A 26592-nucleotide genomic window follows, 5' to 3' on the forward strand; every position below is an offset into this window, starting at 1 on the left:
GTTCGGTTTTTTGCCGAATCATTACCGACTGTCGCTCAACCGTTCGAGAGCGGGCGGCGCCACTCACGGCGGTGCGGCTGCCGGGTACCCGCATACTCGTTGCCATGACAGTCCGCGCCCTCCCCCGCTCCCGGCTCCGCTCGAGCGGGGGGAGTCCCGTCATCGGCACGGTGACGCGCGGCACCACCAACCCCAACCGGCTGCGCCGCATGGACCGCTGGATCGCGGCCGTGCACGGCGCGGAACTGCGCCGCGCCGCCGATCCCGTCGCCGTCGACCTCGGCTACGGCGCGGCCCCCTGGACGGCGGTCGAACTGCTGCACCGGCTGCGCGCCGCGGCGCCCCGCACGCGTGTGACGGGCGTCGAGATCGAACCGGCCCGGGTCGCGGCGGCACGGCCGTACGAGCGCGAGGGGCTGGTCTTCCTCCGCGGCGGCTTCGAGGTCCCGGTCCCCGGGCGGCCGGTGCTGGTCCGCGCGGCGAACGTGCTGCGCCAGTACGACGAGGCCGAGGTCGCCGCCGTGTGGCGGCGGCTGTGCGCGCGGCTCGCGCCCGCCGACCCGGCGACGGGCTCGCGCGGCGGGCTGCTGGTCGAGGGGACCTGCGACGAGATCGGGCGCCGGCACGTCTGGGTCGCCCTCGGCCCGGAAGGGCCGCGCACGGTCACCTTCGCGGCCCGGCTCGGCTCCCTGGAGCGCCCCTCCGACCTGGCGGAACGCCTGCCGAAGGCGCTCATCCACCGCAATGTGCCGGGCGAGCCGGTGCACGCCTTCCTGCGCGACTTCGACCGCGCCTGGGCCGCCGCCGCGCCCTACGCCTCGTACGGCGCGCGACAGCGCTGGATCCGGACGGTGCGGGACCTCACGGCCGACTGGCCGGTGACGGACGGGCCGGGGCGGTGGCGGCAGGGGGAAGTGACGGTGCGGTGGGAGGCGCTGGCGCCGCTCGGGTGACCCCCGGCCCCGTGGCGGCGCGGGCCGGGAACGATCTCCGCGGGCCGTTCGTCACACGGGCGGGACGATCGCCGCGCCGGAGGTGCCGTACGGGGGAAGACGGAAGGTACTCCCCCTGTCGTTTCGCGCGTCGGCATGGCAGCATCCCCTGGGCGACCGTATGTTACTGACGGTTAATCAACGGGGGTGTGCCTCATGCGGACGGGCAAGCGCGGGTTGCTCACGGCGGCCGTGACCGTGGTCTGTGCGGTCACCGTGCTGGCGTCGCCCGGTACGGCGTTCGCGGCTCCCGCTCCCCCGCCGTCCCCCGGTACGAGCGCGAGCGTCACCGTGGTCGCCGACAGGGACCTGGAGGCCGTGCGCGAGAAGCTCGACAAGCTCTATCGCGCGGCGGCCGTCGCCACCGACGAGTACAACGCCGCCGAGGAGAAGGCGCGGCAGCAGTCCGCCCAGGTCGTCCGGCTGGCGAAGAAGATCGTCGAGGGCCGGGAGAGGCTGGACGAGCTGAAGGCCCGCGCGGGCGCCGCGGCCGCCGCCCAGTACCGCGGCGGCGGGCTTCCGCCCGAGGCCCACCTGATGCTGAGCGACGACCCGCAGGAGTTCCTCGACGGCGCGGGCCGGGTGCGCCAGGGCGAGCACGCGACCAGGGGCCTGCTCGGGGAGATGACCCGCGCCCAGCAGGACCTGGAGCAGTACGCGCAGGACGCCGAAGCGCAGAGGGAGAAGCTCGAGACGGGCCGCAGGGCCAAGGCCGAGGCGCAGAAGAAGATCGAGAAGCGGATCGAGGCGGCCGAGAAGCTCGAGTCCGAGCTGGAGGAGGAGGAGAAGGAGCGCCTGGCCCTGCTGGAGCAGCAGGCCGCCGCCGAGGCGCAGGCCTCCTGGCTGGGCTCCGGCATCCTCGACGAGATCGGGGGCAAGGCGACGGAGCAGGGCGGCAAGGCCGTCGCGTACGCCACCGCGCAGATCGGGAAGCCCTACCAGTGGGGCGCCGAGGGGCCGAACACGTACGACTGCTCCGGACTGACCTCCCAGGCCTGGATCTCGGCCGGGCGGAGCATGCCGCGCACGTCGCAGGCGCAGTGGAAGCAGCTGAGGCGCGTCGACATCGACGACATGCGGCCCGGCGACCTCCTCATCTACTTCGCCGACGCCAGCCACGTGGGGATGTACGTCGGGGACGGCATGATGGTGCACGCCCCGCGCCCGGGGCGGACGGTGACGCTCGCGGGAGCCGGATCGATGCCGATCCTCGGGGTGGTGCGGCCGGACGCGGACGACAGCTGAGCGGTTCGCACCCTCCCGACCACCCCACGGCCGCCCCCCACCCGTCCGCTCAACTGCCCGGCGAGACGCGCCATGTGACCCAGTACACGTCGGACTCCCGGGCAAACCCCCGCGAACGTGACGTTCGTCATTTCGATGGCGTCCGCACCCTGTCCAACTGCGGTGGTAAACGCGGCATATGACGGTGGTCGAGGACGGAGCGGCGTGGTCCACACCATTCCGCGGCGGCGCCGTCAGCCGCTATCGTCCCCGTTCCAAGGGGGCGTCCCCTGCTCGCACCCGGAGGTGGGAGCAGGGCACGGGCCTACGGCCGGAGCCCCCACCGTGCCCTCGGGGGGAGGGAAGGAACCCGCGACAATGTCCGCACCCGTACCGCGGCAGCGAGCGATCCCGGCCGCGGAAGGTGGTCAGGCGCCGGCCGCCGCACCGAACGGCGGCTCCGCCCAGGACTCCTCGGAGGCCAGGGCGGCGGCCCCGCGCGCGGCGGACCCGTCCGAGAACGCCACGGGCCGGGCCGGCTCCGCGCCGGACCGGCCCGAGACGCCCGCCCCCACCCACCTCACACTGCTGCTGATCGAGGACGACCCCGGCGGATCGCCGATCGTGCCGGAGCTGCTCGACCAGTCCGGCAAGCCGATCCGCGTCCGCACCGCCCGCAACCTCACCGAGGCCGGACGGCTGCTGACCGACGACGTGCACTGCATCCTGCTGGACCTCGCGCTGCCCGCGCCGGGCCGGGCGGGCGGCGGTGACGACGAGCTCGCCGTGCTCAGGCACGTCCTGGAGCTCGCACCCCGGCACGCCGTCCTCGCGCTCACCGGCGCCGACGACGCCGAGCGCGGCGCGGAGGCCGTACGGGTGGGCGCCCAGGACTACCTCGTCCGCGACGAGCTGGACGGCCGGCTGCTGAGCCGGGCGATCCGGTACGCGGTGGAGCGCAAGCGGTCCGACTCCGCCGAGCGGCGGCTCGCCGAGGGCCGCGTGCGCGCCCAGGAGAACCGCCGGCTGGAACGCGGTCTGCTGCCCACCCCGCTGCTGGACGGCTCCTCGCTGCGGTTCGCCGCCCGCTACCGCCCCGGCCGCTCCCGCGCCCTGCTCGGCGGGGACTTCTACGACGTCGTCCGCACCCCGGACGGCACCGTGCACGCCATGATCGGCGACGTCTGCGGGCACGGCCCGGACGAGGCCGCCCTCGGTGTGGAGCTGCGCATCGCCTGGCGCGCGCTGACCCTCGCGGGCCTGTGCGGGGACCAACTGCTGGGCACGCTGCAGCAGGTGCTGGAGCACGAACGGCCGGACGACGAGATCTTCGCGACCCTGTGCGCGGTGGACATCGCCCCGGACGGCCGCCGGGCGGGACTGTGCCTGGCCGGCCACCCGTCGCCGCTGCTCGCCCGCCCCGGACACCCCGCGCGCCTGCTGCCGTATGACGACAACGGCCCGGCGCTCGGCATGCTGCCGGGCGCCCGCTGGCCGCGGACGCGGGTGGAGCTGGGCGCCGAGTGGAGCCTGATGCTCTACACCGACGGCCTGATCGAGGGCCGGGTCGGCGACACCGGGGAGCGGCTCGGCCAGGACGGCATGGTGGAGATGATCCGCCGCCGGCTCTCCGAGGGACTGCGCGGGGAGGAGCTGCTGCGCACCGCCGTCGACGAGGTCCGGGACCTCAACGGGGGCGAGCTGACGGACGACGTGGCGGTGCTGCTGCTGGACCGGGCGGTGTGACCGGCGGGGCCGCCTCCCGTCAACGGCCGCCGTTGTACGGGCCGTAGGGGCCGTCGCTGCTGGAGCCCCTGCGGGAGCGCCCGCCGCCGGAGAGACCGCGCAGGGCCGGGCGGACGTCGACCATGTACACGATGGTCGCGATCAGCCCGATGACCGGCAGGAACGACAGGATGTTGAAGACCAGGTTCACCACGAAGGCGAGACCGAGGATGATCAGCCAGAACGGCTTGGTCTTCTTGTCCGCCGCGCGGTAGGCGTCCTCACGGCGCGTGGCGGCGTCGATCAGCGCGAAGCCGCTGAACACGATCAGGGCCATGCTCAGCAGCCACATGAACCCCGCGAAGCCCTGCATCAGCACAACGTCCACCACCAGAATCGGCTCGTCCTCTACGCCGTCACCGTACCCGCATCCGGCGGTCGGCTACCCGGACAACGGGCCGGGCACCGTGAGAGTGCCCGGCCCGTCCGGTTCCGTCCCGCCTACTCCGCGGGCGGCGTCGGCTTCTTCGCCGCGGCCTTGCGCACCGGGGCCTTCTTGACGGCGGGCTTCCTCATCTCGGTGGCCCCGTCGGCGACGGGCTTGTCGTCCTTGACCTCGACCGGCTCCAGCCGGGTCGCGGGCTTCGGCTCGGCCGGCGGCTCGACCGCGACGGCGATGTCCTCGATGCTCTCGGCGGCCTCGCCGCGCCAGGTCTTCACGGCCTGCTCGCCGTGCTCGGCGACCTTCTCGTAGGCCTCCCGGGCCTTGACGGCGTACTCGGCGGCGATGCCGACCCCGCGCAGCGCGAGGTCCTGGGCGTTCTCACCGAGCTTCTTCAGGTCGGTGTCGAGCGAGCCGAAGAGCTCGCCGACCTTGGTCTGGAGCGTCTCCTGCGTCTCCCGGACCCGGACGGTCGCCCGCTCCTGGACGGCCTTGGGGTCGGTGTTGCGCACCGCCTCGATGCGGGCCGGGGCCTCGGCGCGCAGCTGCTCCACCAGGGCCGGCACCTTCTTGGCCTGCTGCAGCGCGAGGTCGGCGGTGCCGGCGGCGAAGTAGAGCGGGGTCGGGTCGCTGAAGGTCTTGCGCAGGTCGTCGGTGATGGCCATGGTGAGGGTCCTCCCGGATTCGTTCTCGACTGGGGGTTTCATGTGGTCCGCGGCGGGCGGCCGGCGCCCTGGTCCGGCTCAGCCGGCCGTTCGCCGCGGACCGGTGTCACTGTCGCTGTCGCTGTCGCCGACCGTGCCGTGCGCCGGGGCGTCGGCGGGATCCCCGGGCGTCGCCTCACCGTCCTCGGCGCCCCCAAACCCGTTCTCCTTGCGGAACGACTCGTAGATCTGGAGCAGCACCTGCTTCTGACGCCCGGTCAGCGTGGGATCGGCGAGGACGGCGGCCCGCGTCTCGACCTCGGACCGGTCCCGCTCGGCGTCGAGGATCCCGGCCCGGACGTACAGCGTCTCGGCGGAGATCCGCAGCGCCTTGGCGACCTGCTGCAGGACCTCCGCGCTCGGTTTGCGCAGCCCGCGCTCGATCTGACTGAGGTACGGATTGGACACCCCGGCGGCCTCGGCGAGCTGCCGCAGCGACAACTGCGCGCTGCGCCGCTGCTCGCGCAGGTACTCACCGAGATTGCCGACGTTGAGCGAGGCCATGCCTCCACACTGCCCCACCTCGCTAACTATTGCAAGCACCTGCTTGCAAGAGTGCGCCACGACACGGTCGGGGGCCGGTGTGCCCGAGCACACCGGCTTCTCGTTCGCGCGGGCCGAGGAAAGTTTTCGGCCCCGGACCACGGCCCGCGCACCCCTTCGAGGCCACTGGACGACTGCTCGAGCGCGGGAAACGCCGCTCCCGCGAGGGGACCGCTTCCTGGTCGCACTGATCATTCGTTCTTGATCTGCTCGACGGGGCGTGCCTAGCGTCGCCCACCATGGGGACCAACGCTCACGACGATCTTCTTGCGGACATCCACGACCGGATGCACCCGGACGCGTTCTCCGGCACGACCGGGACCGTGGAGCCCGTCCCGGCGCTCCGTCCCCCCGGGGGTTCCGTGCTGGAGCCGGGTGCGGGGGACGGGCGGCCCGCCGTACCGCCGACCGGTCGCGGGGTGGATGTGTCCGGCATCGGCTCCTCGGCCCGTATGCCCGCCGACGGCCCGGCCCGCACCGTGCTGCGCCACGCCAGGCCCGCCGAGACCGACGCCATGGCCCGGCGCGCCGGTCCGCGGCTCGTCGAGCGGTACGCGGGCCGGCCGAAGGAGCCCCGCGGTCCCGGCGGCCGGCACCGCGTGTCGGCCCACGAGGCGGCGGACGCGGCCTGATGAGCGCCCTGCTGGAACTGACGGACGTGCGGCACGGGTACGGCGGCCGGACCGTCCTCGACGGGGTGAGCCTGGCCGTCGGCGCGGGCGAGTGCGCCGTCCTGCTCGGTGAGAACGGTTCGGGGAAGTCCACTCTGCTGCGGCTCGCCGCCGGGCAGGAACTCCCGGAGTCGGGCAGCGTCACACTGCGCGGCACGACCGTCTCCGAGGACGACTGGGCCGTACGGGCCACCGTCGCCGCCGTCCTGGACAGCGGGGTGGGCTATCCGGACCTGAGCGTCCGTGAGCATCTGATGCTGGTCGCCCTGGCGCACGGCCTGGGCGACGGGGCGAAGGACGCGGTGGACGAGGTGCTGGCCGAACACCGTCTGACCGAGCGCGCCGACGCGCTGCCGCACCAGCTGTCCTCCGGGCAGAGCCAGTTGATGGCGCTGGCGCAGGCCTTCGTCCGGCCCGCCGAGCTGCTCCTGCTCGACGAGCCCGAGCAGCGGCTCGACGCGGACGCCCGGGCCCGGCTGGCCGGACGGCTGCGGTCCGCGAAGGAACGGGGGACGGCGGTGCTCCTGGCCACCCACGACCGGGAGCTGGCGGACGCCGTGGCCGACGCCGAATACACCGTGTCCGGCGAAGGCCTGCTGGTCGCGGGTGTGTCCGGTGGCTGAGCCGATGGCGCGTCCGGTGCGCATCGCGGACGAGGCCGACGCCGCCCGCCACACCGGCGCGGTCCTGGCCCGGCTCCGGACGGTCCGGGCGGGGCAGCGTGAGGAGCGACGCAAGAGCATCGCCTACACGTTGTACTGCACGGCACTGCTGCTCGGCATCTGGGGCGTCCCCCTGCTGGTCGCCGCTGCGCGGGCCGGCGCGGACGGCCGGCTGCGGGGGCCGGTGGCCGAGCGCCTGCTGTCGGCGCTGCCGACGACCCTGCCCGCCGTGCTGGCCACCGTGGTGCTGGTACTGGCCGAGCGGGCCATGTGGCAGGGGCCCGTTCTGCTGGAGCGGGCCGCGTTGTCGTGGCTGCTGCCGCAGCCCGTGCTGCGGCGCGCCCTGCTGCTGCCCCGCTTCGTCGCGGCGTCGGTGACCACCACGGCGATCGCGAGCGCTGCCGGCGCCGTGGCCGGGTTCCTGGTGCACGCTCTCGGCGCGGGCTCCTGGTGGGCCGCGACCACCGCGGGGGCGATGACGGGCGCGACGACCGGCTTCGCCGGGACCGGCCTGGCCGCCCTGGTCCAACGGCACAGCGACACCGGGCTGCGGCGCCGGGCCTGGATCCGGCGGACGGCGTGGGCGGTGGCGGCGGTCCTCTGGCTGCTCGCCGCCGCCTCCCTGGCGGGCGGCCCATGGGCCGCGGAGCTGGTCGTGCCCTGGTCAGGGCCGTGGGGCTGGGCCGCGCTGCCGCTGGTGGCGGTGGCGGGCGAGGCCCCCGCAGCGGCCGGATGGGCCGGGGCCGCGCTGTCGGCCCCGGTGCTGGCCGCCGCGGGCCGGGCAGGAGCCGGCGCGGCAGCACGGATCCCGGCCCGGGTGCTGCGCACCCAGGCGGGCACCGCGCTGCGGGTGCAGGCGTCCCTGTACTCCCTGGATCTACGGCAGGCACGGGCGGCCGTACGAGCCACTCGCTCGCGCACCGCGCGCTCCACCCCGCGCCTGCCGCTCCCGCGACGGGCGGGGCTGCTCGTCCCGTGGCGGGACGCGACCGCGCTGCTGCGCGCACCGGGGCGGCCGGTGTGGGCGACGATCTGGGCCACCGTGGCCGTGGCGCTGCTGTGCCTGGACGACACACCGGCCGCGGTCTCGCTGACGGCGCTGCCGGCCGGGTATCTGGCCGCGGCGCAACTGGCGGAACCGGCGCGTCTGGAGACGGACGACGTCCGGCGCTCGGCACATCTGCCCTGGCCCGCCCGGGTGCTGGCGCTGTGGCACGGGGCGGTGCCCGCGGCGGGACTGCTGGTGCTGTTCGCCCTGGGCACGGCGGCGGCTGCGGTGGCCGGCGTGTGGTCGGACCGGCTCCTGGTGCTGCCCTCGCTGGTGCCCGCGCTGGTCGGCGCCGCGCTGGTGAGCGCCTACCGGGGCGTCGTACCGGTGCATCTGATGATCGGTTCGACGACGCCGCTGGGTGACACGGGGCCACTCGCGGCACTGCTGTGGCAGGCGCGGGGACCGCTGGTGACACTGGGCTGCCTGGCGGTCGTGGACGGTCCGGTGCGCGGGGGTGAGCCGAATGCCGTGGGTCTGCTGTGGCCGCTGGCCGTCGGGGCGGGAACGGCCTGGTGGGCAGGGGTGACGGCGCGCAGGACCGTGCGCGGCCGTTGAGCCCACCGGGCTCGTCGCCCCCTCACCGTGCCGCGCGGGCCCACTCGCCGAGGACGGGGACGCACTTCTCGGCGACGTACTCGTAGTCCTCGGCCGTGTTGTAGACGTGCGCGGACAGCCGCAGGTAGCCGGCTCCGCCGAAGCTGGTGAAGGCCGCCTCGACGCCCAGCTCCGCCGGGGCCCGGTCGCGCAGCGCGTCGGCCGCGAGGCGGTTCTCGCCGAGGCCGTCGGGCAGCCGCACCAGCCGCATGCCGGGCACCGCCATGCCGACGTCGACGGACGCGTCCGCACCCGTCAGCCCGGCGAGCGCGGCGCCCACGATCCGCGCGCCGTAACCGGCCAGCTCGTCCATGTACCGGCGGGCGGCGGGCCAGCCCCAGACGCGGTCGACGAAGTCGAGGGCCGTCGCCGCGGCCAGGGGGCCGGTCGCGTCGAGCGTGCCCTGCTGGTCGAAGCGGTCGGGGTACGGATCGGCGGCGCCCCACGAGTCGATCAGCGGGTACAGCCCCTCCCGCAGCGGACCGCGCGCCACCAGGGCCGCGGTGCCGCGCGGCGCGCAGCCCCACTTGTGCAGGTTGCCCGTCCAGAAGTCGCCGTCCCACCCGTCGAGCGGGGCGGCGATCAGACCGGGCGCGTGCGCACCGTCCACGAGCAGCGGGACGCCGCGCCGCCGCGTCTCGGCGCCGATCCGCTCCACCGGCAGCCGGCGGGCGGTCGCCGAGGTGACCTGGTCGAGGACGACGAGCCCGGTGGCCTCGCCCACCTCGGCCGTCACCGCCTGGTACGCCTGCTCCTCGTCGGCGTCCAGCGGCACCCTGGCGGTGCGCACCCGGCCGCCCCAGCGGCGGGCCAGCCGTTCGGCGCCCGCCGTCACGGCGCCGTAGCCGTGGTCGGTGACGACGATCTCCCCGCCGCCCCGGCGCTCCAGGCCGGCGTACACGACGCTCGCGCCGGCGCTCGCGTTCGGCACCAGGGCGAGGTCGCCGGGGTCCGCGCCGAGGAAGGCGGCGAGCTCGGCCCGGGCCGCCGCGATCCGCTCCGGCAGCCCGGAGAACCACACCACCGGGGCGCTCTCCATCCGCGCGCGCAACTCCTGCTGCCGCTCCTGGGCGACCAGCGGTACGGCGCCGAAGGAACCGTGGTTGAGGTGGCGCAGGGCGGGGTCCAGCGACCAGGCCCGCGCGGCCGGCCGGCCGTCGGCCAGCAGCAGGGGCCGGGGGGCGGCGGTGACCTCGCTCACGCGACTCCCCTCCCCGTGCCTCGGTGCGGAACCCGGATCCTAACGCGGCCGCACGAGCGCCACGAGGTGTCCCGGCGGCGGGCACACGCACTTTTTTGTGCGTACTCGACAGCGCGGCGGCGCCCGGCGAACCTGGTTGCGGGCGCCGGAGAGGAAGGGAGCGGGAACGGCCGCCCGTCAGGAGGCCGGGGCCTCGGCCAGCCTCTCCAGGCGGCGGTGCCCCCAGTCGGACAGGGGGGCCAGCGCCCCGGCGAGCTCGCGGCCGAACGCGGTCAGGGAGTAGACCGTCTTCGGCGGCAGTACGTCGTGCACCTCCCGGTGCACCAGCCCGTCCGCCTCCATCTCGCGCAGCGCCTGGGTGAGCACCTTCTCGGTGAGGCCCGGCACCTCTCGGCGCAGTGCGGCCGGCCGGTGCGGTCCCGACTCCAGCAGCCACAGCAGCGTGGTCTTCCACTTGCCCTCGATCACGGCGATCGCGGCGGTCACCCCGCAGACGTCCGGATCGTGGCGCCGGTGCGTCATACCCCGCCCCTTTCCTCAGTAATCACCATGAACATTACGGGAGTTGACACATGTCCGTGCACACCGACCAGCCCTCCGTCACCGTCCTCGGTCTCGGTCCGATGGGCCGGGCGCTGGCCGGCGCGTTCCTGGACGCGGGGGTGCGCACCACGGTCTGGAACCGCACGCCCGGCCGGGACGCCGAGCTGGCCGCCCGGGGCGCGGCCTCGGCGGCCTCGCCCGAGGAGGCGGTCGCCGCCGCCCCGCTCACCGTCGTCTGCGTGGTGAACTACGACGCCTCGGACGCCGTGCTGCGCCAGGAGGCCGTCGCCGCCGCCCTCAAGGGCCGTACGGTCGTGAACCTGAGCGCCGACACCCCCGAACGCGCCCGGGACACGGCCGAGTGGGCCGCCCGGCACGGCGTCCACTACCTGGACGGGGCGATCATGACCCCGACCCCGACCATCGGCACGGACGACGCGGTCTTCCTCCACAGCGGCTCCGAGGAGCTGTACCGGGAGCACCGGCCCGTGCTGGCGGTGCTCGGCGGCAGCCACACCCACCTCGGGGAGGAGATCGGCCGGGCGGCGGCGTACGACATCGCGCTGCTCGACATCTTCTGGACGGCGATGGCCGGTTACGCGCACGCCCTCGCCGTGGCCCGCGCGGAGGGCGTCACCGCGACGGAGCTCGCTCCCTTCGCCCAGGGAATCGCCGCGATCCTCCCGCCCCTGTTCACCGAGTTCGCGGCCGACACCGACGCCGGCACGTACTCGGGCGAGGCGAACCCGATCACCTCGGCCGCCTCGACCATGGCCCACGTCGTCCACGCCTCCGAGACCCACGGCATCGACGCGAGCGTGATGCGGGTGATCGAGGGACAGACCCGGCGGGTCATCGCGCTCGGGCACGGCACGGACGGCTTCACCCGGGTCACCGAGGTGCTCGCCCGCCGCTGACCGGGCGCCAGAAGGGCAGCTCCCGCGCCCGCACCACCTCCAGCCGGGACACCGCCCGGGTCAGCACCACGCAGAGCCGGTGCAGTCCCCGCTCCTGCGCCTCCGCGGCCGCCGCCTCGGCGACGGACACGGCGTCGAGGCCGCGCTCCAGGAAGAGCCGCACGGCGATGTCCGACACGGTCCGGCGCATCCGCCGCTTCCTGCGCTCCCGCAGGCCGATCCCGCTCGTGCGGCGAGCCCACGGCCACGGCCCGCGCCGGCCGGCCGGTCGGTCCGCCGCGCCGCCACCGGCCGGCGCGTGGTCCCGGTACCGGCGCAGGAGCGCGTCCGCGACCCGGCCCGGGGCCGGCGACAGCGCCGCGCGGATGAGGTCGGTGAACGTCGGTGAACACGGACTGGGTCTTCCCGTAGACCAGGAGCGGTCCCAGGTCGCGCCGCCGGCCCGTGGAGCCGCCGGGGCGGACGTCCTCGACGGTGCCCGCCCAGCGCCCGGCGGGCCTGCGGGCCCGCCACTGCGGATACCGCATGAGGTACGGGTGGGCGGCCAGGTCGTGGAGCGGATCACCGGCCATCGCGAGTCCCGGTCGATGGCCCAGAGCCGCCGCCCGGGACCGGCGATGAAGTTCTCGCGGTGCAGGTGTCACCGCACCGGTCCGTTTCGCCTCAGGGGCCGCTAGGAGAGTGTCAGGTCCGTCGTGATGGTTCCCCAGAGGGCGTCGAACCACTTCTGGGACTCCTCCACGAACGCCCGCTCCCGCTGCCCGTCCCGCCTGACGAAGGGGAAGAGCAGGGACTGGGAGCCCAGGGCGTCGTACATCTCCAGGGTGCGGCTCTCCCACTCCTCCTCGCGCCGGGTCAGCAGGTAGTAGCCGATCAGCGCCTCCTGGCCGTTGAGCAGGTACAGCTTCACCGGCGGGGTGAACGGCAGCGCGCGGAAGGAGACGCGCACGTCGACGCCGTGGGTGGCGCGCAGGGCGAGCAGGTTGTGCCGGAGCACCCGGGCCTGGGCGTTGCGCTGGACCAGCCACCGCTCGTGCACCGGGTCGTCGGTGCCGTCGCGCCCCTCGACCGGGACGGGGAAGGCCAGGTTGATCCTCCGGCTGGGCAGCAGGATGCGGACGTCGACCGAATCGGGGCGGGTGCGGCCCTCGTGGATGTGCCGGACCGGCTCGCTCAGCGCCAGCATCAGGCTCTCGGCGGTCAGGCACACCGCGTCGATCCGCACCTGGGCCGTCGAGAACGCCTCCGTCAGGCGCGGCGCCAGTCCCACCATCGTCGGCTGGGGTTCCTCCGGAACGGGGGCCGGTTCGGCGATCCGCGGCGGGCTGCCCTTGCCGTGGTTGGTGAGCAGGCCGTCCTCCCGCAGGGTGCGCAGGGCCTGGCGAACGGCGCCGCGCTCCACGCCGAACTCCTCGGCCAGCTCCGCCTGGGTGGGCAGGCGGTCGCCCCTCTTGAGCTCGCCGGACCGGATGCGTTCCCGCAGGATGTCGGCGATCTCCTGCGGCGGGACTCTGCTGCTGCCGCTCACTGCGACGTTCTCCTGGGTCACGGCCAAACGCTACAACTTTGATCCATCTGACGGGAGTTGCTTGAAAGTTGTTTGCGACGAGAAGCCAAGTGGGGACAACCTACATAGAGTTGGTTACCAACTTTTTCAAGTTGGCATGCGCCTGGTTCCGCAGCCCGACCCACAGCCGAAGGAGGAAAGCACCGTGCCCGTCCTCGCCCTCGTCTCCGCCGTCCTGGTCCTCACCGTCGAACAGCTCGTCCAGTGGCAGTACGGCGCGGCCGGCATCCTCGGCCTGCTGCTGCTCACCATAGGCGTCCGATCCAACCGGCCGGGCATCAGCTCCGCCGGAGCGGTCCTGCTCGCACTGCTGGTGACGAGGCCGGCCCTGTGAGAAGCCGGCGCCGCCCCGGGCCCGCGGGAGGCGTCAGCCCGTGAGCACCAGCTCCGAACCGATGGTCTCCCACAGCGCGTCGAACCACCGGCGCGACTGCTCCACGAACGCGGCGTCCCGCAGGACGGCCCCCTGCTCGAAGGCGAACAGCAGGGACCGGACGCCCTGCGCGTCGTACGTCTCCAGGTACTCCTGGTCGATCTGCGCCTTGCCGCGCGCCAGCGTGTAGTAGGCGAACAGCGCCTCCTGGCCGTTGAGCAGGTACAGCTTCACCGGCGGGGTGAACGGCAGCGCCCGGAAGGAGACGCGCACGTCGACGCCGTGGGTGGCGCGCAGGCCGAGCAGGTTGTGGCGGAGCACCCGGGCCTGGGCGTTGCGCTGGACCAGCCACCGCTCGTGCACCGGGCCCTTCGCGCCGTCGCGCCCCTCGACCGGCACCGGGAAGGCGAGGTCGATGTCCCGGCCGGGCAGCAGCACCCGGAGGTCGATCTTGGCCGGTTTCAGCCGTCCCGAGTGGATCTGGCGCAGCGGCTCCCCGAGGGCCAGGGTGAGGGAGACCGAGGTCAGGCAGACGGCGTCGATCTCGACGTGCTCGGCCTCGAAGGCGGCGGCGATCCTGGGCGCGAGGCCCGCCGTGGTGGGCAGCGGGAGCGCCGAGGGGCCGCTCACCGCCCTGGCGGGGTCGACGGCGACGGTCGCCGGGGCGCCCTTGGAGACGTTGGTGAGCAGTTGCTCGGACTGCAGGATGCGCAACGCCTGGCGCACCACGGGACGCTCCACGCCGAACTCGGCGGCGAGCTGGGCCTGGGTGGGCATGCGCTGCCCCGGCCGCAGCGCCCCGGACCTGATCCGCGCGCGCAGTTCGTCGGCCACCTCACGAGGTGCGGGCCGCGGCCGTTGCGGCTTCTTCCGCCCGGGGGCGGAGACGTGTTCCGGGTCCACATCCGAACAGTACAACTTCCCGCCATCTTCGGGCAGTTCACTGAATGATGGTTATAAGCCTCTCCCAAGTGGCTATAACTGAAAGCAAGTTGGCAACCAACTCTCACAACCTGGTCGATTCCTCAGAGGGTTGGCCATCGGGGAGAGAGGTGGGGGCCGCGAACGACAAGGGGGACCGTCATGCCGCTCATCGCCATCGCCCTCGCAGCCCTGGCCATCGGGTTCGAGCAGCTCGTCCAGTGGAAGTACGGGCCGATGGGAATCATCGCCTTCGTCGTCCTCACCGTGGGCATCAAGGCACGGAACACCGTGATCAGCGGCATCGGCGCGGTCATCCTCGTGATGCTGTTCGCCCAGTCCGGCTGACGGCACACCGCACGGACCGCCGGCCGGGCTCCTCTCCGGAGGGGAGCCGGGAGTCCCGTCGGCGGGCACCACCCGCACCACCACAACCGAACAGCTCGCTACGGACGAGTCACCCGTCGTCGGCGGAAGGAGGAGGGCGGCAGGGGCGCGGGAGCGACAGCGCTCAGAACACGTCCGGGCACCACGGTCGCCTGGAGGTACGCAGCAGGGCGTCGGCCTGACGGGCGGCGCCCGCTCGTTCTTCCCGGACCCGGCCCAGCGCCGCGAGGCGCACCGCCGACTCGTCCCCCAGCCACAGCACGGACAACTCGGCGACGTCCAGCGTGAGGTCGGCGCTCCCGGTGGTCGGCGCACAGACCCCGGCCCCGTCCGCGGACGCCTCGAGCCGGTAGCGTCCACCGGCCAGTCCGGCCCGGTCGGTCACCTCCAGCACCAGCGTCCCCGCGGCCCCGTACGTCCGCGCCTCGAGGGCCCGTACGACGTCCAGCATCCTCACCCACAGCCAGTCCGCCTGCGTGGTGACGGCGGCGGCGCGCGGGTCCGGCAGGAGGTGCGGGAGCAGATCGTCGGGCGCCCGCCAGCCGCTCTTCACCCGCGTCACCCAGTCGATCGAGCACAGGTAGAGCCACAGCGCCCGCTCGGCGGCCGGGGTCACCGCGGTCAGCCACTTCGCCCGCGCCGTGTTCAACGGCTGCTTGGCGTCGCCCCAGTGGTCGTCGGCCGTGTAGGCGGCCATGCCCTCGACCTCGCCGCCGGCCGAGCGGTACACCGCGTAGTACGGCTCCTGGAAGGCCGGGTGGAAGCGCACGGCACCGGTGGTGGTCTTCCACCACAGCTCGTCCCGGCTGACGGCGCCCGGCTGCGTGCGGCGCAGCCGCTCGTGCAGCTCGGGACCGAGCTTGCGGACGTCCTCGCCGTCCACCAGGTCGACCCGGCCGCCGTCCTCCGGGCCCGCCCGGCGCGGGTCGAGGCCGGCGCGCGGCACGTCGACGGTCCACTCGGTCGCCGTGGTGGCCGGGCCGAAGCCGTACCGGCCGTAGATCGGGTACTCGGCCGCGATCAGCGTCGCCACGACGTCCCCGCGCTCCTTCGCGGCGGCGAGGTCCTGCGCCATCATGCGGGTGAGCAGGCCGCGACGGCGGTGGGTGGCGGTGACGGTGACGTTGGTGACGGCATCGGCGGGCACGGTCGCCCCGCCGACCACCGTCAGCTCCTGCGCGAAGGACCGGAACGTCGCCACGCAGCGCCCGTCGTCGAAGGCCCCGACCGACCGGCCGGGCGTGAACTGCGCCCGGCGCGCCTCGAGGATCTCCTCGGACAGGGTGGGTTCCCGCAGGAACCCGGTGTTCAGGGCCCGTTGCCAGTCGGCGAACTCGGACTCGGTGATCGGGCGTACGTCGATGGCGGCGCGGGAGGTCATGGGCTCACGGTAGGTCGGCCGCGCGCCGGGTGTCGAAGAGGTTTTCCCCCGCCCCGCTCAGGTGAGCAGGTCGTCGACCTGCGCCTCCCCGTCCCGGTACCGGCGCGCGATCTCCGCGCTGCACTCGTCGGCCGTGCGCTGCAGCCGCTGCCGGCGCCGGGACACCTGCTGCTCGTACCGCACGAGCCGCCCCATCGCGGCGTTCAGCTCCCCGTCCGTGCGCGCGCCCAGGTCGGACAGCTCCACCTCGGCGAGCATCTCGGACGCCAGCCGCCGGTACTCCTCGCCCCGCGGCGTCCCCAGCGTCACGTGCCGGGCGGAGGAACGGTGCCGGGCCGGGGTGTCCCGCAGGATCTCCCCCAGCCGCTCGACGACGGACGCCTGCGTGGGCGCGACGGCCAAGGGCGCCTCCCGCGGCAGGCGCCGGGCCAGCTCCGCCCGCAGGATGTCGATCCGCCCCTGCAGCAGCCGCCGCACATAACTGAGGTCGGCCTCGTCACGCTGCGCGTCCCGCCGCACCGTGCGCAGCTCGGCCAGGCTGAGCATGACCAGATCGCGCACCGCCCGGTCCTCGGGCAGCACCGGACTGTCCGTGCGCTGTGTGGGCGGCCGGCAGAACTCCCGTTCACCGATTCCCGCATGGGCCGACGGGACAGCCCCGAGCGGCTGTCCGATCCCTGGTGTGCTCATGTGCCTCAACCGTCCCCTCGACCGGCGTGTGCCAGCATCGTGCCACCGCGGGCGGCCACATGGTGAGCGAGTGCCCCCGATCCGCCCCAGATGGGCGTTAAGGAGTAAAAATAGCCCGCTCGGGGTCCTTCGTGGGTCGCCGTCGGCCGCCTGTTCGCCGACCGGCATGATGGCCGTATGCGAGCAGTGGTGCAGAGGGTCGACGGCGCGAGCGTGGTCGTGGACGGCGAGACGGTGGGGGCGATCGAGGGCGAGGGGCTGTGCGTCCTCGTGGGCGTCACCCACGAGGACACCGGGCAGAAGGCGGCGCAGCTCGCCCGCAAGCTCTGGTCGCTCCGGATGCTCCAGGACGAGAAGTCGTGCAGCGACGTCGACGCCCCGCTGCTGGTGATCAGCCAGTTCACCCTGTACGGAGACGCCCGCAAGGGCCGCCGCCCCACCTGGAACGCCGCCGCCCCCGGCGACGTCGCCGAGCCGCTGGTCGACGAGGTGGTGAGGCAGCTGCGCGCGCTGGGCGCGACGGTGGCGACGGGCCGCTTCGGCGCGAGGATGAGCGTGTCGCTGACCAACGACGGCCCGTTCACCGTCCTGCTGGAGATCTGAGCCGTACGGCTCAGGGCTCGACGACGGTCTCCTGCGCGGCGGCCGTGTCCCCGGCGATCAGCCGCGCGTCCACCGGCACGTTCCGCTTCACCAGCGCCAGTGCGACCGGCCCCAGCTCGTGGTGGCGCACGGACGTGGTGACGAACCCGATCTTCCGCCCGTCCGGTCCGTCGTCGGCCAGCCGGATCTCCGTGCCCGCCGGCGGCAGGTGGACCTCGCTGCCGTCCAGGTGCAGGAAGACCAGCCGGCGCGGCGGCTTCCCCAGGTTCTGCACCCGGGCCACCGTCTCCTGCCCCCGGTAGCAGCCCTTCTGCAGGTGCACGGCGGTGCCGATCCAGCCCAGCTCGTGCGGGATGGTGCGGTGGTCGGTCTCGAAGCCGAGCCGCGGCCGGTGCTGCTCGACCCGCAGCGCCTCGTGCGCGAGGATCCCGGCGGGCGGCCCCGCCTTCCGGGCGTACGGCTCCAGGTCGCCGCGCGGCAGGAACAGGTCCCGCCCGTACGGCGTCTCGCGGACGGCGACCCCTTCGGGCGCCTCCGCGATGGAACCGGCCGGCAGGTGCACCACCGCGATGTCGGCGGTGCGGTCGGCGACCTCGACCCGGTAGAAGAACTTCATCGACTCCAGGTACGCGATCAGCGCCTGGCGGGTGCCGGGTTCGACGTGCGCCCAGACCGTCTCCCCGTCGTCGACCAGGTAGAGCGCGTGCTCGATGTGGCCGTTGGCGGAAAGTATCAGCGCCTCGGTGGCCCGGTGCGGCGGCAGGTCGCTGACGTGCTGGGTGAGCAGCAGGTGCAGCCAGGACAGCCGCTCCGGGCCGGACACGGTGACGACCCCGCGGTGGGACAGGTCGACGAAACCGGTGCCCTCGGCGAGGGCGCGCTGCTCACGGAACAGGTCGCCGTAGTGGGCGGCCACGCCTTCGTCCACGCCCTCGGCGGGGACGGCGCCGGGCAGGGTCAGCAGGGGGCTTTTCATGCGCCAAGCCTACGACTCGGCGGCCGGGGCCTCCGGGGAGCAGTCCTCGCACCGGCCGAAGATCGCGAAGTGCTTCATGTCGGTGTCGAACCCGAACTGTTCGCGCAGCTTGGCGGCGAACTCGGCGGCCACCGAGAGGTCGGCCTCGATCACGTTCGCGCAGTCCCGGCAGACCAGGTGGATGTGGTGGTGCCGGTCGGCGAGGTGGTACGTCGGCGCCCCGTGCCCGAGGTGGGCGTGGCTGACCAGACCCAGCTCCTCGAGGAGCTCCAGCGTGCGGTACACGGTGGAAATGTTGACCCCCGACGCCGTCTTCCTCACTTCGCCGAGGATGTCGTCGGGGGTCGCGTGTTCGAGGGTGTCCACGGCTTCGAGCACCAGCTGCCGCTGCGGAGTCAGCCGGTAGCCGCGCTGCCTGAGGTCGCTCTTCCAGTCGGTGCTCACCACACCACGAGTCTAGAGCGACCCGTGCCCCGCCGGAGGGGGCCCGCTCGGAGAAGGCCTACTTGAAGAAGGCGATCCCGTCGTCCGGCATGTCGTCGGGCAGGGCCTTGGCCCAGCGCTCGACCTCCTCCGGGGTGACGACCTTCTTCAGGTGCGCCGACATGTAGGGGCGCAGCTCGACCTCGGGGGTCTGCTTCTCGCCGACCCACATCAGGTCGCTCTTGACGTAGCCGTACAGCCGCTTGCCGCCGGTGTAGGGCCGCGAGGCGGCGGTGCGCGCCACCGCGTCCGTGACCAGGTCGATCTGCGGCTTCTTGTCGGCCAGCTCGCCGTACCAGATCTCGATGACGCCGTCCTCGCGGGTCATCGTCACCTCGACCTTGCGGCTCGCGTCGATCCGCCAGAAGCCGTGCTCCGACTCCAGCGGGCGGACCTTGTTGCCGTCGCCGTCCAGCACCCAGGTGTGGGAGCTGTACTCCAGGAAGTCCCGGCCGTCGTGGGTGAACGTGACTTCCTGGCCGAAGTTGCACTTCTCGGCGCCGGGGAAGTCGTGCACGCCGGCGCCGGCCCAGTTGCCGAGCAGGAAGGCGAGCGGGACGAGGTCCTTGTGCAGGTCGGACGGGATCTCGATCATGAGCGGAACTTCCTGGCGTCGGTGATCAGCGCTGGCCCTGGTACAGCTTCTTCACGGTCAGCCCGGCGAAGGCGAGAACGCCGACGGCGACCAGGACCAGCAGGGCTTCGAAGAAGATAACCACGGGGTGCTCCTTGAGCGGGGGGTGCGATGGTGTGCACGGGGCCGGGCCCCAGCTTACGCGGCCGGGGCCCGGCCCCGTCGTGCGAGGTGCGTCCTCCCCCGTCTCAGCCCAGCAGCTGGCTCTGCAGCACCACCGTCTGCCGGAACGGCACGGCGTGCGCGGTCCCCTTCCGGGACTGCAGCACGACGGCGAGGACGTCACCGGCGGCGAGGTGGGCCATCCGCTCCTGTTCGGCGCCGTACGGCTCGGTCTCGACCTGGGCCGCGCGCCGGACGCCCGCGACCTCCGCCTTCACCGGGAACGACTCGTCGCTGTCGACGTTCTCGGCGCCCCGCACCCGGTAGGCCGGGACGTACGAGAAGTAGGGCAGGAAGAAGCCCTCCTCGACCATGGCCGCGGTGTCGAACCGCAGCAGGTAGATCCTCGTCCGGGTGCCGTCCGCGGTCGTCCAGCCGCGGGCCGCGATGTGCCGCAGACCGCCGTCGACGAGCTGCTGCCGGAAGGTCTCCCGCTGGTCCTCCTCCGCGTACTCCTCGAGGAAGTCGTCCGTCGCCAGCCAGCCGTCCTCACCGCGCAGCGCCTTGTTCTCCTCCGCCCCCTCGGGCGCGGGCAGCAGGAGGGCGCGCAGGTCGGCGTGGTGGGTGCCGGCAGGGTTGGACTCCGCCTGCGGTCCGGGGCTGCCGGCGGGCAACGGCGGCTTCGTCAGCTCCGGGTAGTCCCACCGGCCGTCGGAGGCGGTCGCCAGACCGGGTACGTCCGTCCGTTCCATCCGGGTGATGCCGTACGCCGTGCCCGCGCCGGCCACGGCGAAGGCCACGACGGCGGCGGTCCAGCGCAGGGCGGCACGCAGCGCCCGGCGGTCCTTGCGCGCCGGCGGCCCGGGCTCGGCCACCGCGCCCGGGGCGTCCGGTACGGCCGGCGGTCCCGCGGGCGGGGCGGGCACGAAGGTCTGCGGCTGCTCGGTCATACGGCCTTCCCCGGTTCGTCGATGCGGTCGAGCTGCTCGCGGAAGAGCGCGGCGGCGCTCTCGGTGTCCAGCGGTTTCGCGCCGTCCGCGGTGAGGGTGACCAGGACGTCGCCGACGTGGGCCGAGCACCGCATCGTGTCGAGGCCGTTCTCCGCGTCCGCCGGCAGGAAGCACCGGGCGTCCTCGTGGCCCTTGATCCGCGGCCCCTCCCGGAAGACGTCGAGGGTGTCGAGGAACTCGGTCTGGAACCGCGCGAAGTCCCGCACGGCCGCCCTGTTCCCCATCCGGGCGAGCACGACGTCCACGGTGAAGATCTCGTCCTCCTGGTAGATGCTGGCCGACCCGCTGGTGTAACTGCGCATCGCCATGCCCTCGACGCGCCACCGGTCGATCTCCTTCTCCAGCCGCTTGCGCTCGGAGCGCGGCAGACCGCGCAGCGACTCCTTCTGCAGCGCCGTGGCCCGGGCGCCGCTGAGCTGCGCGTCCGAGCCGAACTCGCCGAGGTCCGGTCCTCGAAGCCAGTTGTCGTACCCGTACGGCACGAGCATCCCGGCCAGCCCCCGCCCCTCGGACGCCTTGTCCTCGGCGGTCGCCCCGGGGAACTTCCATCCGGGCGCGCCGGCGTCGCGGTCGGCGTGCCGCACGGTCACGACGGTGTATCCGACGCCCGTGACGACGGCCCCGGCGAGCAGCACGGAGCCGACGACGGACGCGACGCGCCCCCACCGCACGGGCCGCTTCGCGGGGGCCCCGGCGGCGGTCCCGCCGGGGACGGGCGGGGCGGAGGGGACGGGCGGGACGGGCGCCGGGTTCCGTGTCTCGTTCACAGCCGCTCCATCTGCCGCTCGGCCAGATCCATGATCATTTCCTTGGGAACGGGCCTGCTCCCGTACACCCAGACCTCCATGGCGATGTCGCCGCGCCAGGCGTGCGCCTCCGCGCCGTACAGGGGCTCGTAGCCGGGTTCGACGTCGGGGCCGTGGTGGACGTACGCCCGGCCCTCCTCGGTGCCGGGGACGGCCCAGCTGTCCGTGTCCTCCACGTCCTCCGCCCAGTACTGGCCGTCGGCGACGCTGTCCGCGGCCGCCAGGACCTCCTCCTGGCGGAACTGGAGCAGCCGGATCTCCACGCTGTAGTCGTCGTCGAGCCAGCCGACGACGGCCGCCCTGCGGAACTCGTCCGTGGCCATCCGTCCGAACGTCCAGCCGGGCGTCTCGTACTGACCGGCGTACTCGGCGAGGTCCATCCAGCCGTCCTCGCCCAACGGCCAGGGGACCTCCCGCGCCGCCCGGGGCTTCTTCAGCAGCAGCTCGCGCAGGTCGCCGTCGGTCCTCACCCGGCGGTCCCGGGCCGCCGGCAACGGCTCGGGCGCCTCGCCCTTCGACTGCGCGAGCACCGGCTGCGACAGCGGCGGCAGCCCGGTGGGCTCGCGGTCGGCCTGGACGAGGTATCCGGTGCAGGCGCCGGCGACCACGCCGAGCACGGCCGCGGCGGCGATCAGTACGGCCGTCCGCCCCCGCCGGCGTTTCCGGTCCGCGTCCGGGGCCGGGCCCTCCGGTGTTTCCGGAGCCGGGCCGGACTCCGGTACGTCCGCCGGTCTCGGCGCGTCCGGGGCGTCGGCTGCTTCTTCGGGTTGTTCCACAACGTCCCTCACAAGAAGTGAAGCGCGTATTCCGTCCACGCGCGCACAGGAGACCCGCAGGCGTCGGCCGGAGTTGTGGCGATCATGATTACGATTCGGTCATGGCGAAGAAGCTTGTGATCAAAGTGACCGCGGGAACCGACGCACCCGAGCGCTGCTCGCAGGCGTTCACGGTGGCGGCGGTGGCCGCCGCCAGCGGGGTCGAGGTCTCCCTGTGGCTCACCGGCGAGTCCGCGTGGTTCGCCCTGCCGGGCAGGGCGGCCGAGTTCGAGCTGCCGCACGCCGCCCCGCTGCCCGACCTGCTGGACTCGGTCCTGGCCACCGGCCGGGTCACCCTGTGCACCCAGTGCGCGGCCCGCCGCGACATCGCCGAGAAGGACGTCATCGAGGGCGTGCGCATCGCCGGCGCGCAGGTCTTCGTGCAGGAGTCCCTGGCCGACGGGGTCCAGGCGCTCGTCTACTGAGCGGCCCTACCGGGGCCGCTTCCTGCCGTCCAGCTCGTCCCACCACTCGTCGGACTCCGGATCGCCGGACGGGTCGTCCCACCAGCGGTCCTCCGGCCCCCGCCGGTTGGCGACCGTCGCGGCGACCGGCGGGATGACCATGGCCGCGAGGCACATGCCCACGGCCGCCGGCACCGACCACAGCCGCACCACGCCCCAGGCCAGGACGAACAGCCCGACGCAGGTGCCCATCAGGACGAAGTAGACGTGCCGCCGGCGCGCGTACATACGTCCAGCGTAGGTCGGGACACACCGGAGGGCCGCACCCCGGGCGTCCAACCCGTGGGGTGCGGCCCTCCGGCCGTTCCCGTGTCCTCAGATCGCGATCGCGACCTCGGCCAGACCGCCCTGCTGGGCGACGACCGTGCGGTCGGCGGTGCCGCCGGGCACCAGGGCGCGGACGGTCCAGGTGCCCTCCGCCGCGTAGAAGCGGAACTGTCCGGTGGCGGAGGTCGGGACCTCCGCGGTGAACTCGCCGGTCGAGTCCAGCAGACGGACGTAGCCCGTCACCGGCTCCCCGTCGCGGGTCACCTGCCCCTGGATGGTGGTCTCACCGGGCTTGATCGTCGAGGCGTCCGGGCCGCCGGCCTTCGCACCGCACATGTCGTACTCCTGAAGTGGTCTGGAGAGGTCGGTCGGGAGGGTTACTTGCCGGGGCCGAGCTCGATCGGCACGCCGACGAGGGAGCCGTACTCGGTCCAGGAACCGTCGTAGTTCTTGACGTTCTCCACGCCGAGCAGCTCGTGCAGCACGAACCAGGTCAGCGCGGAACGCTCACCGATGCGGCACAGGGCGATGGTGTCCTTGGACAGGTCGACCTGCTCGTCCTCGTAGAGCGCCTTGAGCTCCTCGTCGGACTTGAAGGTGCCGTCGTCGTTGGCGTTCTTGGACCACGGGATGTTGCGGGAGGTCGGCACGTGGCCGGGGCGCTGCGACTGCTCCTGCGGCAGGTGGGCCGGGGCGAGCAGCTTGCCGGAGAACTCGTCGGGCGAGCGCACGTCGACGATGTTCTGGTTGCCGATCGCGGCCACGACGTCGTCGCGGAAGGCGCGGATGGACGCGTCCTGCGGCTTGGCCTTGTAGTCGGTCTTCGGGCGCTCCGGCACCTCGTCGCCGGGGACCAGCTCGCGGGCGTCGAGCTCCCACTTCTTGCGGCCGCCGTCGAGGAGCTTGACGTTCTCGTGGCCGTACAGCTTGAAGTACCAGTAGGCGTACGAGGCGAACCAGTTGTTGTTGCCGCCGTAAAGGACGACCGTGTGGTCGTTGGCGATGCCCTTGTCCGACAGGAGCTTCTCGAAGCCCTCCTGGTCGACGAAGTCACGGCGGACCGGGTCCTGCAGGTCCTTGGTCCAGTCGATCCGGATGGCGTTCTTGATGTGGTTCTTCTCGTAGGCGGTGGTGTCCTCGTCCACCTCGACGATGGCGATGGTCGGGTCGTCCAGGTGCTCCTGGACCCAGTCGGCGTCGACCAGGACGTCGCTGCGGCTCATGCTGTTTCTCCTCCGGGGCAGTTGCGGCGGGGCGTGCGGGTGAGAGGGTGCGCGCGGCCTCGACGGGGTCGGCGCACGGACGCCCTCAGCGGGGCGGGAAGGCGGACGGCAGGGCGTCCGCTCGTCAGAAGGTGCGACAGAGCATGGCGGCGACACGGCACAGGTCCACTGCCCGCCGCTTCGTGAGATCCGCCTGTCCCCTCGGCCGGAGGACGCTCGTCTGACACCGCATGGGTCCGATCGTAAGGACGGACGGGTACGCGTGTCACCGATGTGTCGCATGCTGAGACGCGATCGTCCGACATGCGGGACGGACGCCTTCGGGAGTCGCCGCTCCCCCGCTCCGCCCGCCCGGGCGGCCGCGGTCGGATTTACCCTACGGACACACCCGTCTCACTTCTCGGACAGGGCCCTCGTCCAGACCGTTCCTCACCCGACCAGGCGGACGTCGGAACCCTTCACCGTGATCTCCACCCCGTTCTCCGCGGCCCGGACCTCGTCCAGCCGGATACCGCCCGGCAGTCCGTCGACCCTCTGCTCGAAGTCGGTGATCCGCCGCACGCCGGACTCGACGATCTCGGCCCCGCCGAACTCCGGCACCCCGTCGGCCTTCACGCGCACGGTGTCGCCGTCCACGACCGTCACGGAGCTGAGCACGGAGACCGGCTCGGGCAGCTCGACGCCCAGCACGGCGGCCTCCACCGCGACCTTGATCTTCCCGTTGCCGCCGTCGGACAGCCCGACGACCCGGGCGGTGACGCCGGGGCCCACCCGGCCGGGCTCGGACCCGGCGGTCTCCAGCAGCTCGTCGTAGGCGATGGTGGCCGTGCCGGTGGCGTCGGCGGCCACGGCAGAGCTGAAGTCGGTGGAGAAGTCGACGCCGTGCAGGTCCGCGCTCAGGTCGGCGATCCTGATCGTCCGGGCGCCGTCACCGGTGCCGGCCTCGTAGTCCTCGATGCCCACCCGCACCTCGTCGAGGGTGCCGTCGGCGAGCTGGGTGAGGAACGGGAAGCCGCCGATCGACACCTCGGGGGTGTGCGCCAGGTTCTCGGTCGCCTTCAGGCGGTCGGCCGCCTCGCCCTCGGCGATGTGGACGGCCACGCGGTCGACGACGACGAAAACAGCGCCGAGTACCACCGTGATGACGAGCAGTATTCGCAGTGCGCGCATGCGGTCTTCCCCCACCGGGCGTGTGACGACGGCGTTCGTCGACGACCGGGCGGCCGTCCCAGCGCGAGGGTAGTGCCGGGGAGGGCGGGGGGCGGGAGTTTGTCGATCACTTGTGACAGGGGCCCGCCCCGGCGCCCGTCAGGAGAGCACGCGGGCCAGGACGTGCACCGCGGGGGCCGCCGCGGCCAGGGGCAGGGCCACGCCCGCCGTGAAGTGGACGAAGCGCGACGGGTAGTCGTAGCCCGCCACCCGGTGGCCGATCAGCGCGCACACCGTCGCGCCCGCTCCCACCAGCGCTCCCGCCGACCCGTCGGCCACGAACCCCGCACCCGCCGCGGCCGCCACCGCGACCACCACGGACACCGGCGTCGGCAGCGGCAGCGCCCGCGCCACCACCCCCGCCGCCACGGCCACCGCGCCCACGGTCACCGCGGAGGCGTCCGCCGCCAGGTACCCGGCCGCCGCGATCGCCAGCGCCGCCGCCACGACCGTCGCCATCAGGCCGTACATCCGCTCGTCGGGATCCGCGTGCGACCGCAGCTGCAGCACCAGCGACAGCAGCACCCACACGCCCAGCGTCCCCAGGATCGCCGCCGGCGACCGGTCGGACAGCAGCAGCGCCGCGTCCGCGGCCAGCGCGCCGAGGAACCCCAGCGCGATCCCCTGCCGCGCCGGCCACATCCCGTTCAGCCGGAACCAGCCCGCCGCCGTGAGCCCCTGGAGCACCACCAGCGGCACCAGCAGCGCGTACGTCCCCAGCGCCGCCCCACCGGCCAGCAGCAGCCCCAGCAGCGCGGTGAGCAGCGCCGGCTGCATCCCGGGTTCGATGATCGGCGACCGTCCCTCGGCCCGCGCCCGCTGCGCGTCCGTGACCCGCGTGTTCCCGCCCAGCGTGGCCGGCCCGTACTCGGGCCCGGCCCCGTCAGCCGCCGGGCCGGGCGGGGGGACGGAATCGGGAACGGGAGCGGGGCCGGGAGGGACCGGGGCGTACGCCGCGGCCACCGGCGGCTGCGTCTGCGTCTCCCACGTCTGCCCCTGCCACTGCTGCGTGTACTGCTGGTCCGCGTACGGGTCCTCGTACGCCTGCTGCTGCCCCGGCCACACGCCCTGGGCCCGCTGCGGGTCCTGGTACGGGTCGTACGCCCCGTACGGCTGGTTCGTCATCGCTCACCCTCCTGCGAACGGCGGAAGCACCTCGACCGTGCCGCCGTCGGCCAGCCGTACCGTCTCATGCGCGCGCTTGCCCACGGGATCACCGTCGACGAGGAACGAGCACCGCAGCAGCACGCGCGCGAGTTCGCCGGGGTGCCGCCCGCGCACCGCGTCGAGCGCCTCGGCGAGCGTGGCCGCCTCGTGCGTCTCCTCGGCCACCCCGGCCGCGGCCTTGGCGGCGGCCCAGTACCGCACCGTGACCTTTGCCATCTGCTGATTCCTCATGAGGTTGACGGTGA

At 73.5% G+C, this 26592-nt stretch carries 34 protein-coding genes; 11 read left to right on the forward strand and 23 right to left on the reverse strand.

Features of this window, described 5'->3' with window-relative positions; genetic code table 11:
* Positions 1 to 161: 161 nt before the first annotated feature.
* From ACZ8ZB_RS15560 to ACZ8ZB_RS15570, 3 genes are all read left to right on the forward strand, one after another.
* A complete protein-coding gene (locus ACZ8ZB_RS15560) occupies positions 162 to 953 on the forward strand; it encodes a class I SAM-dependent methyltransferase (protein WP_470741491.1) in 792 nt (263 codons plus the stop codon).
* A 195-nt stretch (positions 954 to 1148) separates the two neighbouring features.
* Positions 1149 to 2237 (forward strand): C40 family peptidase, encoded by a 1089-nt coding sequence (locus ACZ8ZB_RS15565; RefSeq protein ID WP_470738331.1) that lies wholly within the window; start codon positions 1149 to 1151, stop codon positions 2235 to 2237.
* A gap of 357 nt (positions 2238 to 2594) precedes the next feature.
* Positions 2595 to 3962 (forward strand): PP2C family protein-serine/threonine phosphatase, encoded by a 1368-nt coding sequence (locus ACZ8ZB_RS15570; protein WP_470738332.1) that lies wholly within the window; start codon positions 2595 to 2597, stop codon positions 3960 to 3962.
* A gap of 19 nt (positions 3963 to 3981) precedes the next feature.
* On the opposite strand, the gene ACZ8ZB_RS15575 is transcribed toward ACZ8ZB_RS15570, so the two are convergent.
* The 3 genes from ACZ8ZB_RS15575 to ACZ8ZB_RS15585 form a co-directional block, all read right to left on the reverse strand.
* Positions 3982 to 4314, reverse strand: a complete 333-nt coding sequence (locus ACZ8ZB_RS15575) for a DUF2516 family protein (RefSeq protein ID WP_470741492.1) — start codon at positions 4312 to 4314, stop codon at positions 3982 to 3984.
* Positions 4315 to 4442: 128 nt separating this feature from the next.
* Complete coding sequence (locus ACZ8ZB_RS15580; protein ID WP_470738333.1) at positions 4443 to 5048, reverse strand: hypothetical protein; 606 nt, start codon at positions 5046 to 5048, stop codon at positions 4443 to 4445.
* Between the two features lie 78 nt (positions 5049 to 5126).
* On the reverse strand, positions 5127 to 5591 hold the full coding sequence (locus tag ACZ8ZB_RS15585; RefSeq protein ID WP_470738334.1) for a helix-turn-helix domain-containing protein: 465 nt from the start codon (positions 5589 to 5591) through the stop codon (positions 5127 to 5129).
* A 278-nt stretch (positions 5592 to 5869) separates the two neighbouring features.
* Between ACZ8ZB_RS15585 and ACZ8ZB_RS15590 the strand changes: the two genes are divergently transcribed.
* Genes ACZ8ZB_RS15590 through ACZ8ZB_RS15600 form a run of 3 tightly spaced genes read left to right on the forward strand, consistent with a single transcriptional unit; the run spans position 5870 to position 8569 of the window.
* A complete protein-coding gene (locus ACZ8ZB_RS15590) occupies positions 5870 to 6262 on the forward strand; it encodes a hypothetical protein (protein ID WP_470738335.1) in 393 nt (130 codons plus the stop codon).
* Positions 6262 to 6924, forward strand: a complete 663-nt coding sequence (locus ACZ8ZB_RS15595; protein WP_470738336.1) for an ABC transporter ATP-binding protein — start codon at positions 6262 to 6264, stop codon at positions 6922 to 6924. Before ACZ8ZB_RS15590 ends, ACZ8ZB_RS15595 begins: the two co-directional genes overlap by 1 nt.
* Positions 6917 to 8569, forward strand: a complete 1653-nt coding sequence (locus tag ACZ8ZB_RS15600) for a DUF6297 family protein (RefSeq protein ID WP_470738337.1) — start codon at positions 6917 to 6919, stop codon at positions 8567 to 8569. The genes ACZ8ZB_RS15595 and ACZ8ZB_RS15600 overlap by 8 nt, the downstream gene beginning before the upstream one ends.
* 22 nt (positions 8570 to 8591) lie before the next feature.
* Here the strand turns inward: ACZ8ZB_RS15600 and ACZ8ZB_RS15605 are convergent, their stop codons facing one another.
* On the reverse strand, positions 8592 to 9809 hold the full coding sequence (locus ACZ8ZB_RS15605) for an aminotransferase class V-fold PLP-dependent enzyme (RefSeq protein ID WP_470738338.1): 1218 nt from the start codon (positions 9807 to 9809) through the stop codon (positions 8592 to 8594).
* Positions 9810 to 9986: 177 nt separating this feature from the next.
* On the reverse strand, positions 9987 to 10331 hold the full coding sequence (locus tag ACZ8ZB_RS15610) for a winged helix-turn-helix transcriptional regulator (RefSeq protein ID WP_470738339.1): 345 nt from the start codon (positions 10329 to 10331) through the stop codon (positions 9987 to 9989).
* Between the two features lie 50 nt (positions 10332 to 10381).
* Between ACZ8ZB_RS15610 and ACZ8ZB_RS15615 the strand changes: the two genes are divergently transcribed.
* The gene (locus ACZ8ZB_RS15615; RefSeq protein WP_470738340.1) at positions 10382 to 11269 is read left to right on the forward strand and encodes an NAD(P)-dependent oxidoreductase; all 888 of its coding nucleotides are present in this window, start codon (positions 10382 to 10384) and stop codon (positions 11267 to 11269) included.
* On the opposite strand, the gene ACZ8ZB_RS15620 is transcribed toward ACZ8ZB_RS15615, so the two are convergent.
* Together ACZ8ZB_RS15620 and ACZ8ZB_RS15625 are read right to left on the reverse strand one after the other, a co-directional pair.
* Complete coding sequence (locus ACZ8ZB_RS15620) at positions 11244 to 11459, reverse strand: hypothetical protein (RefSeq protein WP_470738341.1); 216 nt, start codon at positions 11457 to 11459, stop codon at positions 11244 to 11246. The genes ACZ8ZB_RS15615 and ACZ8ZB_RS15620 overlap by 26 nt on opposite strands.
* A gap of 483 nt (positions 11460 to 11942) precedes the next feature.
* Entirely contained in the window at positions 11943 to 12824 is an 882-nt protein-coding gene (locus ACZ8ZB_RS15625) for a GntR family transcriptional regulator (RefSeq protein ID WP_470738342.1), read from the reverse strand.
* A 157-nt stretch (positions 12825 to 12981) separates the two neighbouring features.
* Here ACZ8ZB_RS15625 and ACZ8ZB_RS15630 point away from each other — a divergent pair, with 157 nt between their 5' ends.
* Entirely contained in the window at positions 12982 to 13170 is a 189-nt protein-coding gene (locus ACZ8ZB_RS15630) for a hypothetical protein (protein WP_470738343.1), read from the forward strand.
* A gap of 33 nt (positions 13171 to 13203) precedes the next feature.
* On the opposite strand, the gene ACZ8ZB_RS15635 is transcribed toward ACZ8ZB_RS15630, so the two are convergent.
* The gene (locus ACZ8ZB_RS15635; RefSeq protein WP_470738344.1) at positions 13204 to 14112 is read right to left on the reverse strand and encodes a winged helix-turn-helix domain-containing protein; all 909 of its coding nucleotides are present in this window, start codon (positions 14110 to 14112) and stop codon (positions 13204 to 13206) included.
* A gap of 180 nt (positions 14113 to 14292) precedes the next feature.
* Between ACZ8ZB_RS15635 and ACZ8ZB_RS15640 the strand changes: the two genes are divergently transcribed.
* A complete protein-coding gene (locus ACZ8ZB_RS15640; RefSeq protein ID WP_470738345.1) occupies positions 14293 to 14478 on the forward strand; it encodes a hypothetical protein in 186 nt (61 codons plus the stop codon).
* A 163-nt stretch (positions 14479 to 14641) separates the two neighbouring features.
* On the opposite strand, the gene ACZ8ZB_RS15645 is transcribed toward ACZ8ZB_RS15640, so the two are convergent.
* Entirely contained in the window at positions 14642 to 15898 is a 1257-nt protein-coding gene (locus tag ACZ8ZB_RS15645; RefSeq protein WP_470738346.1) for a GNAT family N-acetyltransferase, read from the reverse strand.
* 57 nt (positions 15899 to 15955) lie between these two features.
* A complete protein-coding gene (locus tag ACZ8ZB_RS15650; RefSeq protein WP_470738347.1) occupies positions 15956 to 16588 on the reverse strand; it encodes an RsiG family protein in 633 nt (210 codons plus the stop codon).
* A 177-nt stretch (positions 16589 to 16765) separates the two neighbouring features.
* Between ACZ8ZB_RS15650 and dtd the strand changes: the two genes are divergently transcribed.
* On the forward strand, positions 16766 to 17191 hold the full coding sequence (dtd, locus tag ACZ8ZB_RS15655; protein WP_470738348.1) for a D-aminoacyl-tRNA deacylase: 426 nt from the start codon (positions 16766 to 16768) through the stop codon (positions 17189 to 17191).
* 10 nt (positions 17192 to 17201) lie between these two features.
* Here the strand turns inward: dtd and ygfZ are convergent, their stop codons facing one another.
* The 6 genes from ygfZ to ACZ8ZB_RS15685 form a co-directional block, all read right to left on the reverse strand.
* The gene (gene ygfZ / locus ACZ8ZB_RS15660; protein ID WP_470738349.1) at positions 17202 to 18167 is read right to left on the reverse strand and encodes a CAF17-like 4Fe-4S cluster assembly/insertion protein YgfZ; all 966 of its coding nucleotides are present in this window, start codon (positions 18165 to 18167) and stop codon (positions 17202 to 17204) included.
* Between the two features lie 9 nt (positions 18168 to 18176).
* Complete coding sequence (locus ACZ8ZB_RS15665) at positions 18177 to 18614, reverse strand: Fur family transcriptional regulator (protein ID WP_470738350.1); 438 nt, start codon at positions 18612 to 18614, stop codon at positions 18177 to 18179.
* A gap of 55 nt (positions 18615 to 18669) precedes the next feature.
* Positions 18670 to 19245, reverse strand: coding sequence for a heme-binding beta-barrel domain-containing protein (locus tag ACZ8ZB_RS15670; protein ID WP_470738351.1), 576 nt, complete (start codon positions 19243 to 19245; stop codon positions 18670 to 18672).
* A gap of 227 nt (positions 19246 to 19472) precedes the next feature.
* Positions 19473 to 20336 carry a hypothetical protein gene (locus tag ACZ8ZB_RS15675; RefSeq protein WP_470738352.1) on the reverse strand — a complete coding sequence of 288 codons (864 nt, stop codon included), beginning with the start codon at positions 20334 to 20336 and terminating at the stop codon, positions 19473 to 19475.
* Positions 20333 to 21163, reverse strand: a complete 831-nt coding sequence (locus tag ACZ8ZB_RS15680) for a hypothetical protein (RefSeq protein ID WP_470738353.1) — start codon at positions 21161 to 21163, stop codon at positions 20333 to 20335. The genes ACZ8ZB_RS15675 and ACZ8ZB_RS15680 overlap by 4 nt, the downstream gene beginning before the upstream one ends.
* Positions 21160 to 21978 (reverse strand): hypothetical protein, encoded by an 819-nt coding sequence (locus ACZ8ZB_RS15685; RefSeq protein ID WP_470738354.1) that lies wholly within the window; start codon positions 21976 to 21978, stop codon positions 21160 to 21162. Before ACZ8ZB_RS15685 ends, ACZ8ZB_RS15680 begins: the two co-directional genes overlap by 4 nt.
* A 101-nt stretch (positions 21979 to 22079) precedes the next feature.
* On the opposite strand from ACZ8ZB_RS15685, the gene ACZ8ZB_RS15690 reads away from it, so the two are divergent.
* Positions 22080 to 22442 (forward strand): DsrE family protein, encoded by a 363-nt coding sequence (locus ACZ8ZB_RS15690; protein ID WP_470738355.1) that lies wholly within the window; start codon positions 22080 to 22082, stop codon positions 22440 to 22442.
* Between the two features lie 6 nt (positions 22443 to 22448).
* Here ACZ8ZB_RS15690 and ACZ8ZB_RS15695 read toward each other — a convergent pair whose 3' ends face one another.
* From ACZ8ZB_RS15695 to ACZ8ZB_RS15725, 7 genes are all read right to left on the reverse strand, one after another.
* Positions 22449 to 22709, reverse strand: coding sequence for a DUF3099 domain-containing protein (locus ACZ8ZB_RS15695; RefSeq protein ID WP_470738356.1), 261 nt, complete (start codon positions 22707 to 22709; stop codon positions 22449 to 22451).
* An 87-nt stretch (positions 22710 to 22796) separates the two neighbouring features.
* On the reverse strand, positions 22797 to 23084 hold the full coding sequence (locus ACZ8ZB_RS15700) for a DUF1416 domain-containing protein (protein WP_067049055.1): 288 nt from the start codon (positions 23082 to 23084) through the stop codon (positions 22797 to 22799).
* 41 nt (positions 23085 to 23125) lie between these two features.
* Positions 23126 to 23971: a sulfurtransferase gene (locus tag ACZ8ZB_RS15705; protein WP_470738357.1), complete on the reverse strand. Its 846-nt coding sequence runs from the start codon at positions 23969 to 23971 to the stop codon at positions 23126 to 23128.
* A 124-nt stretch (positions 23972 to 24095) separates the two neighbouring features.
* Positions 24096 to 24203, reverse strand: a complete 108-nt coding sequence (locus tag ACZ8ZB_RS15710) for a putative leader peptide (protein ID WP_366482813.1) — start codon at positions 24201 to 24203, stop codon at positions 24096 to 24098.
* A 197-nt stretch (positions 24204 to 24400) separates the two neighbouring features.
* Positions 24401 to 25141, reverse strand: coding sequence for an LmeA family phospholipid-binding protein (locus ACZ8ZB_RS15715; protein WP_470738358.1), 741 nt, complete (start codon positions 25139 to 25141; stop codon positions 24401 to 24403).
* Positions 25142 to 25279: 138 nt separating this feature from the next.
* On the reverse strand, positions 25280 to 26305 hold the full coding sequence (locus ACZ8ZB_RS15720) for a hypothetical protein (RefSeq protein ID WP_470738359.1): 1026 nt from the start codon (positions 26303 to 26305) through the stop codon (positions 25280 to 25282).
* A 3-nt stretch (positions 26306 to 26308) separates the two neighbouring features.
* The gene (locus ACZ8ZB_RS15725; RefSeq protein ID WP_381223086.1) at positions 26309 to 26563 is read right to left on the reverse strand and encodes a MoaD/ThiS family protein; all 255 of its coding nucleotides are present in this window, start codon (positions 26561 to 26563) and stop codon (positions 26309 to 26311) included.
* Positions 26564 to 26592: the final 29 nt, after the last annotated feature.

Source organism: Streptomyces sp. 12E, from assembly GCF_055633275.1.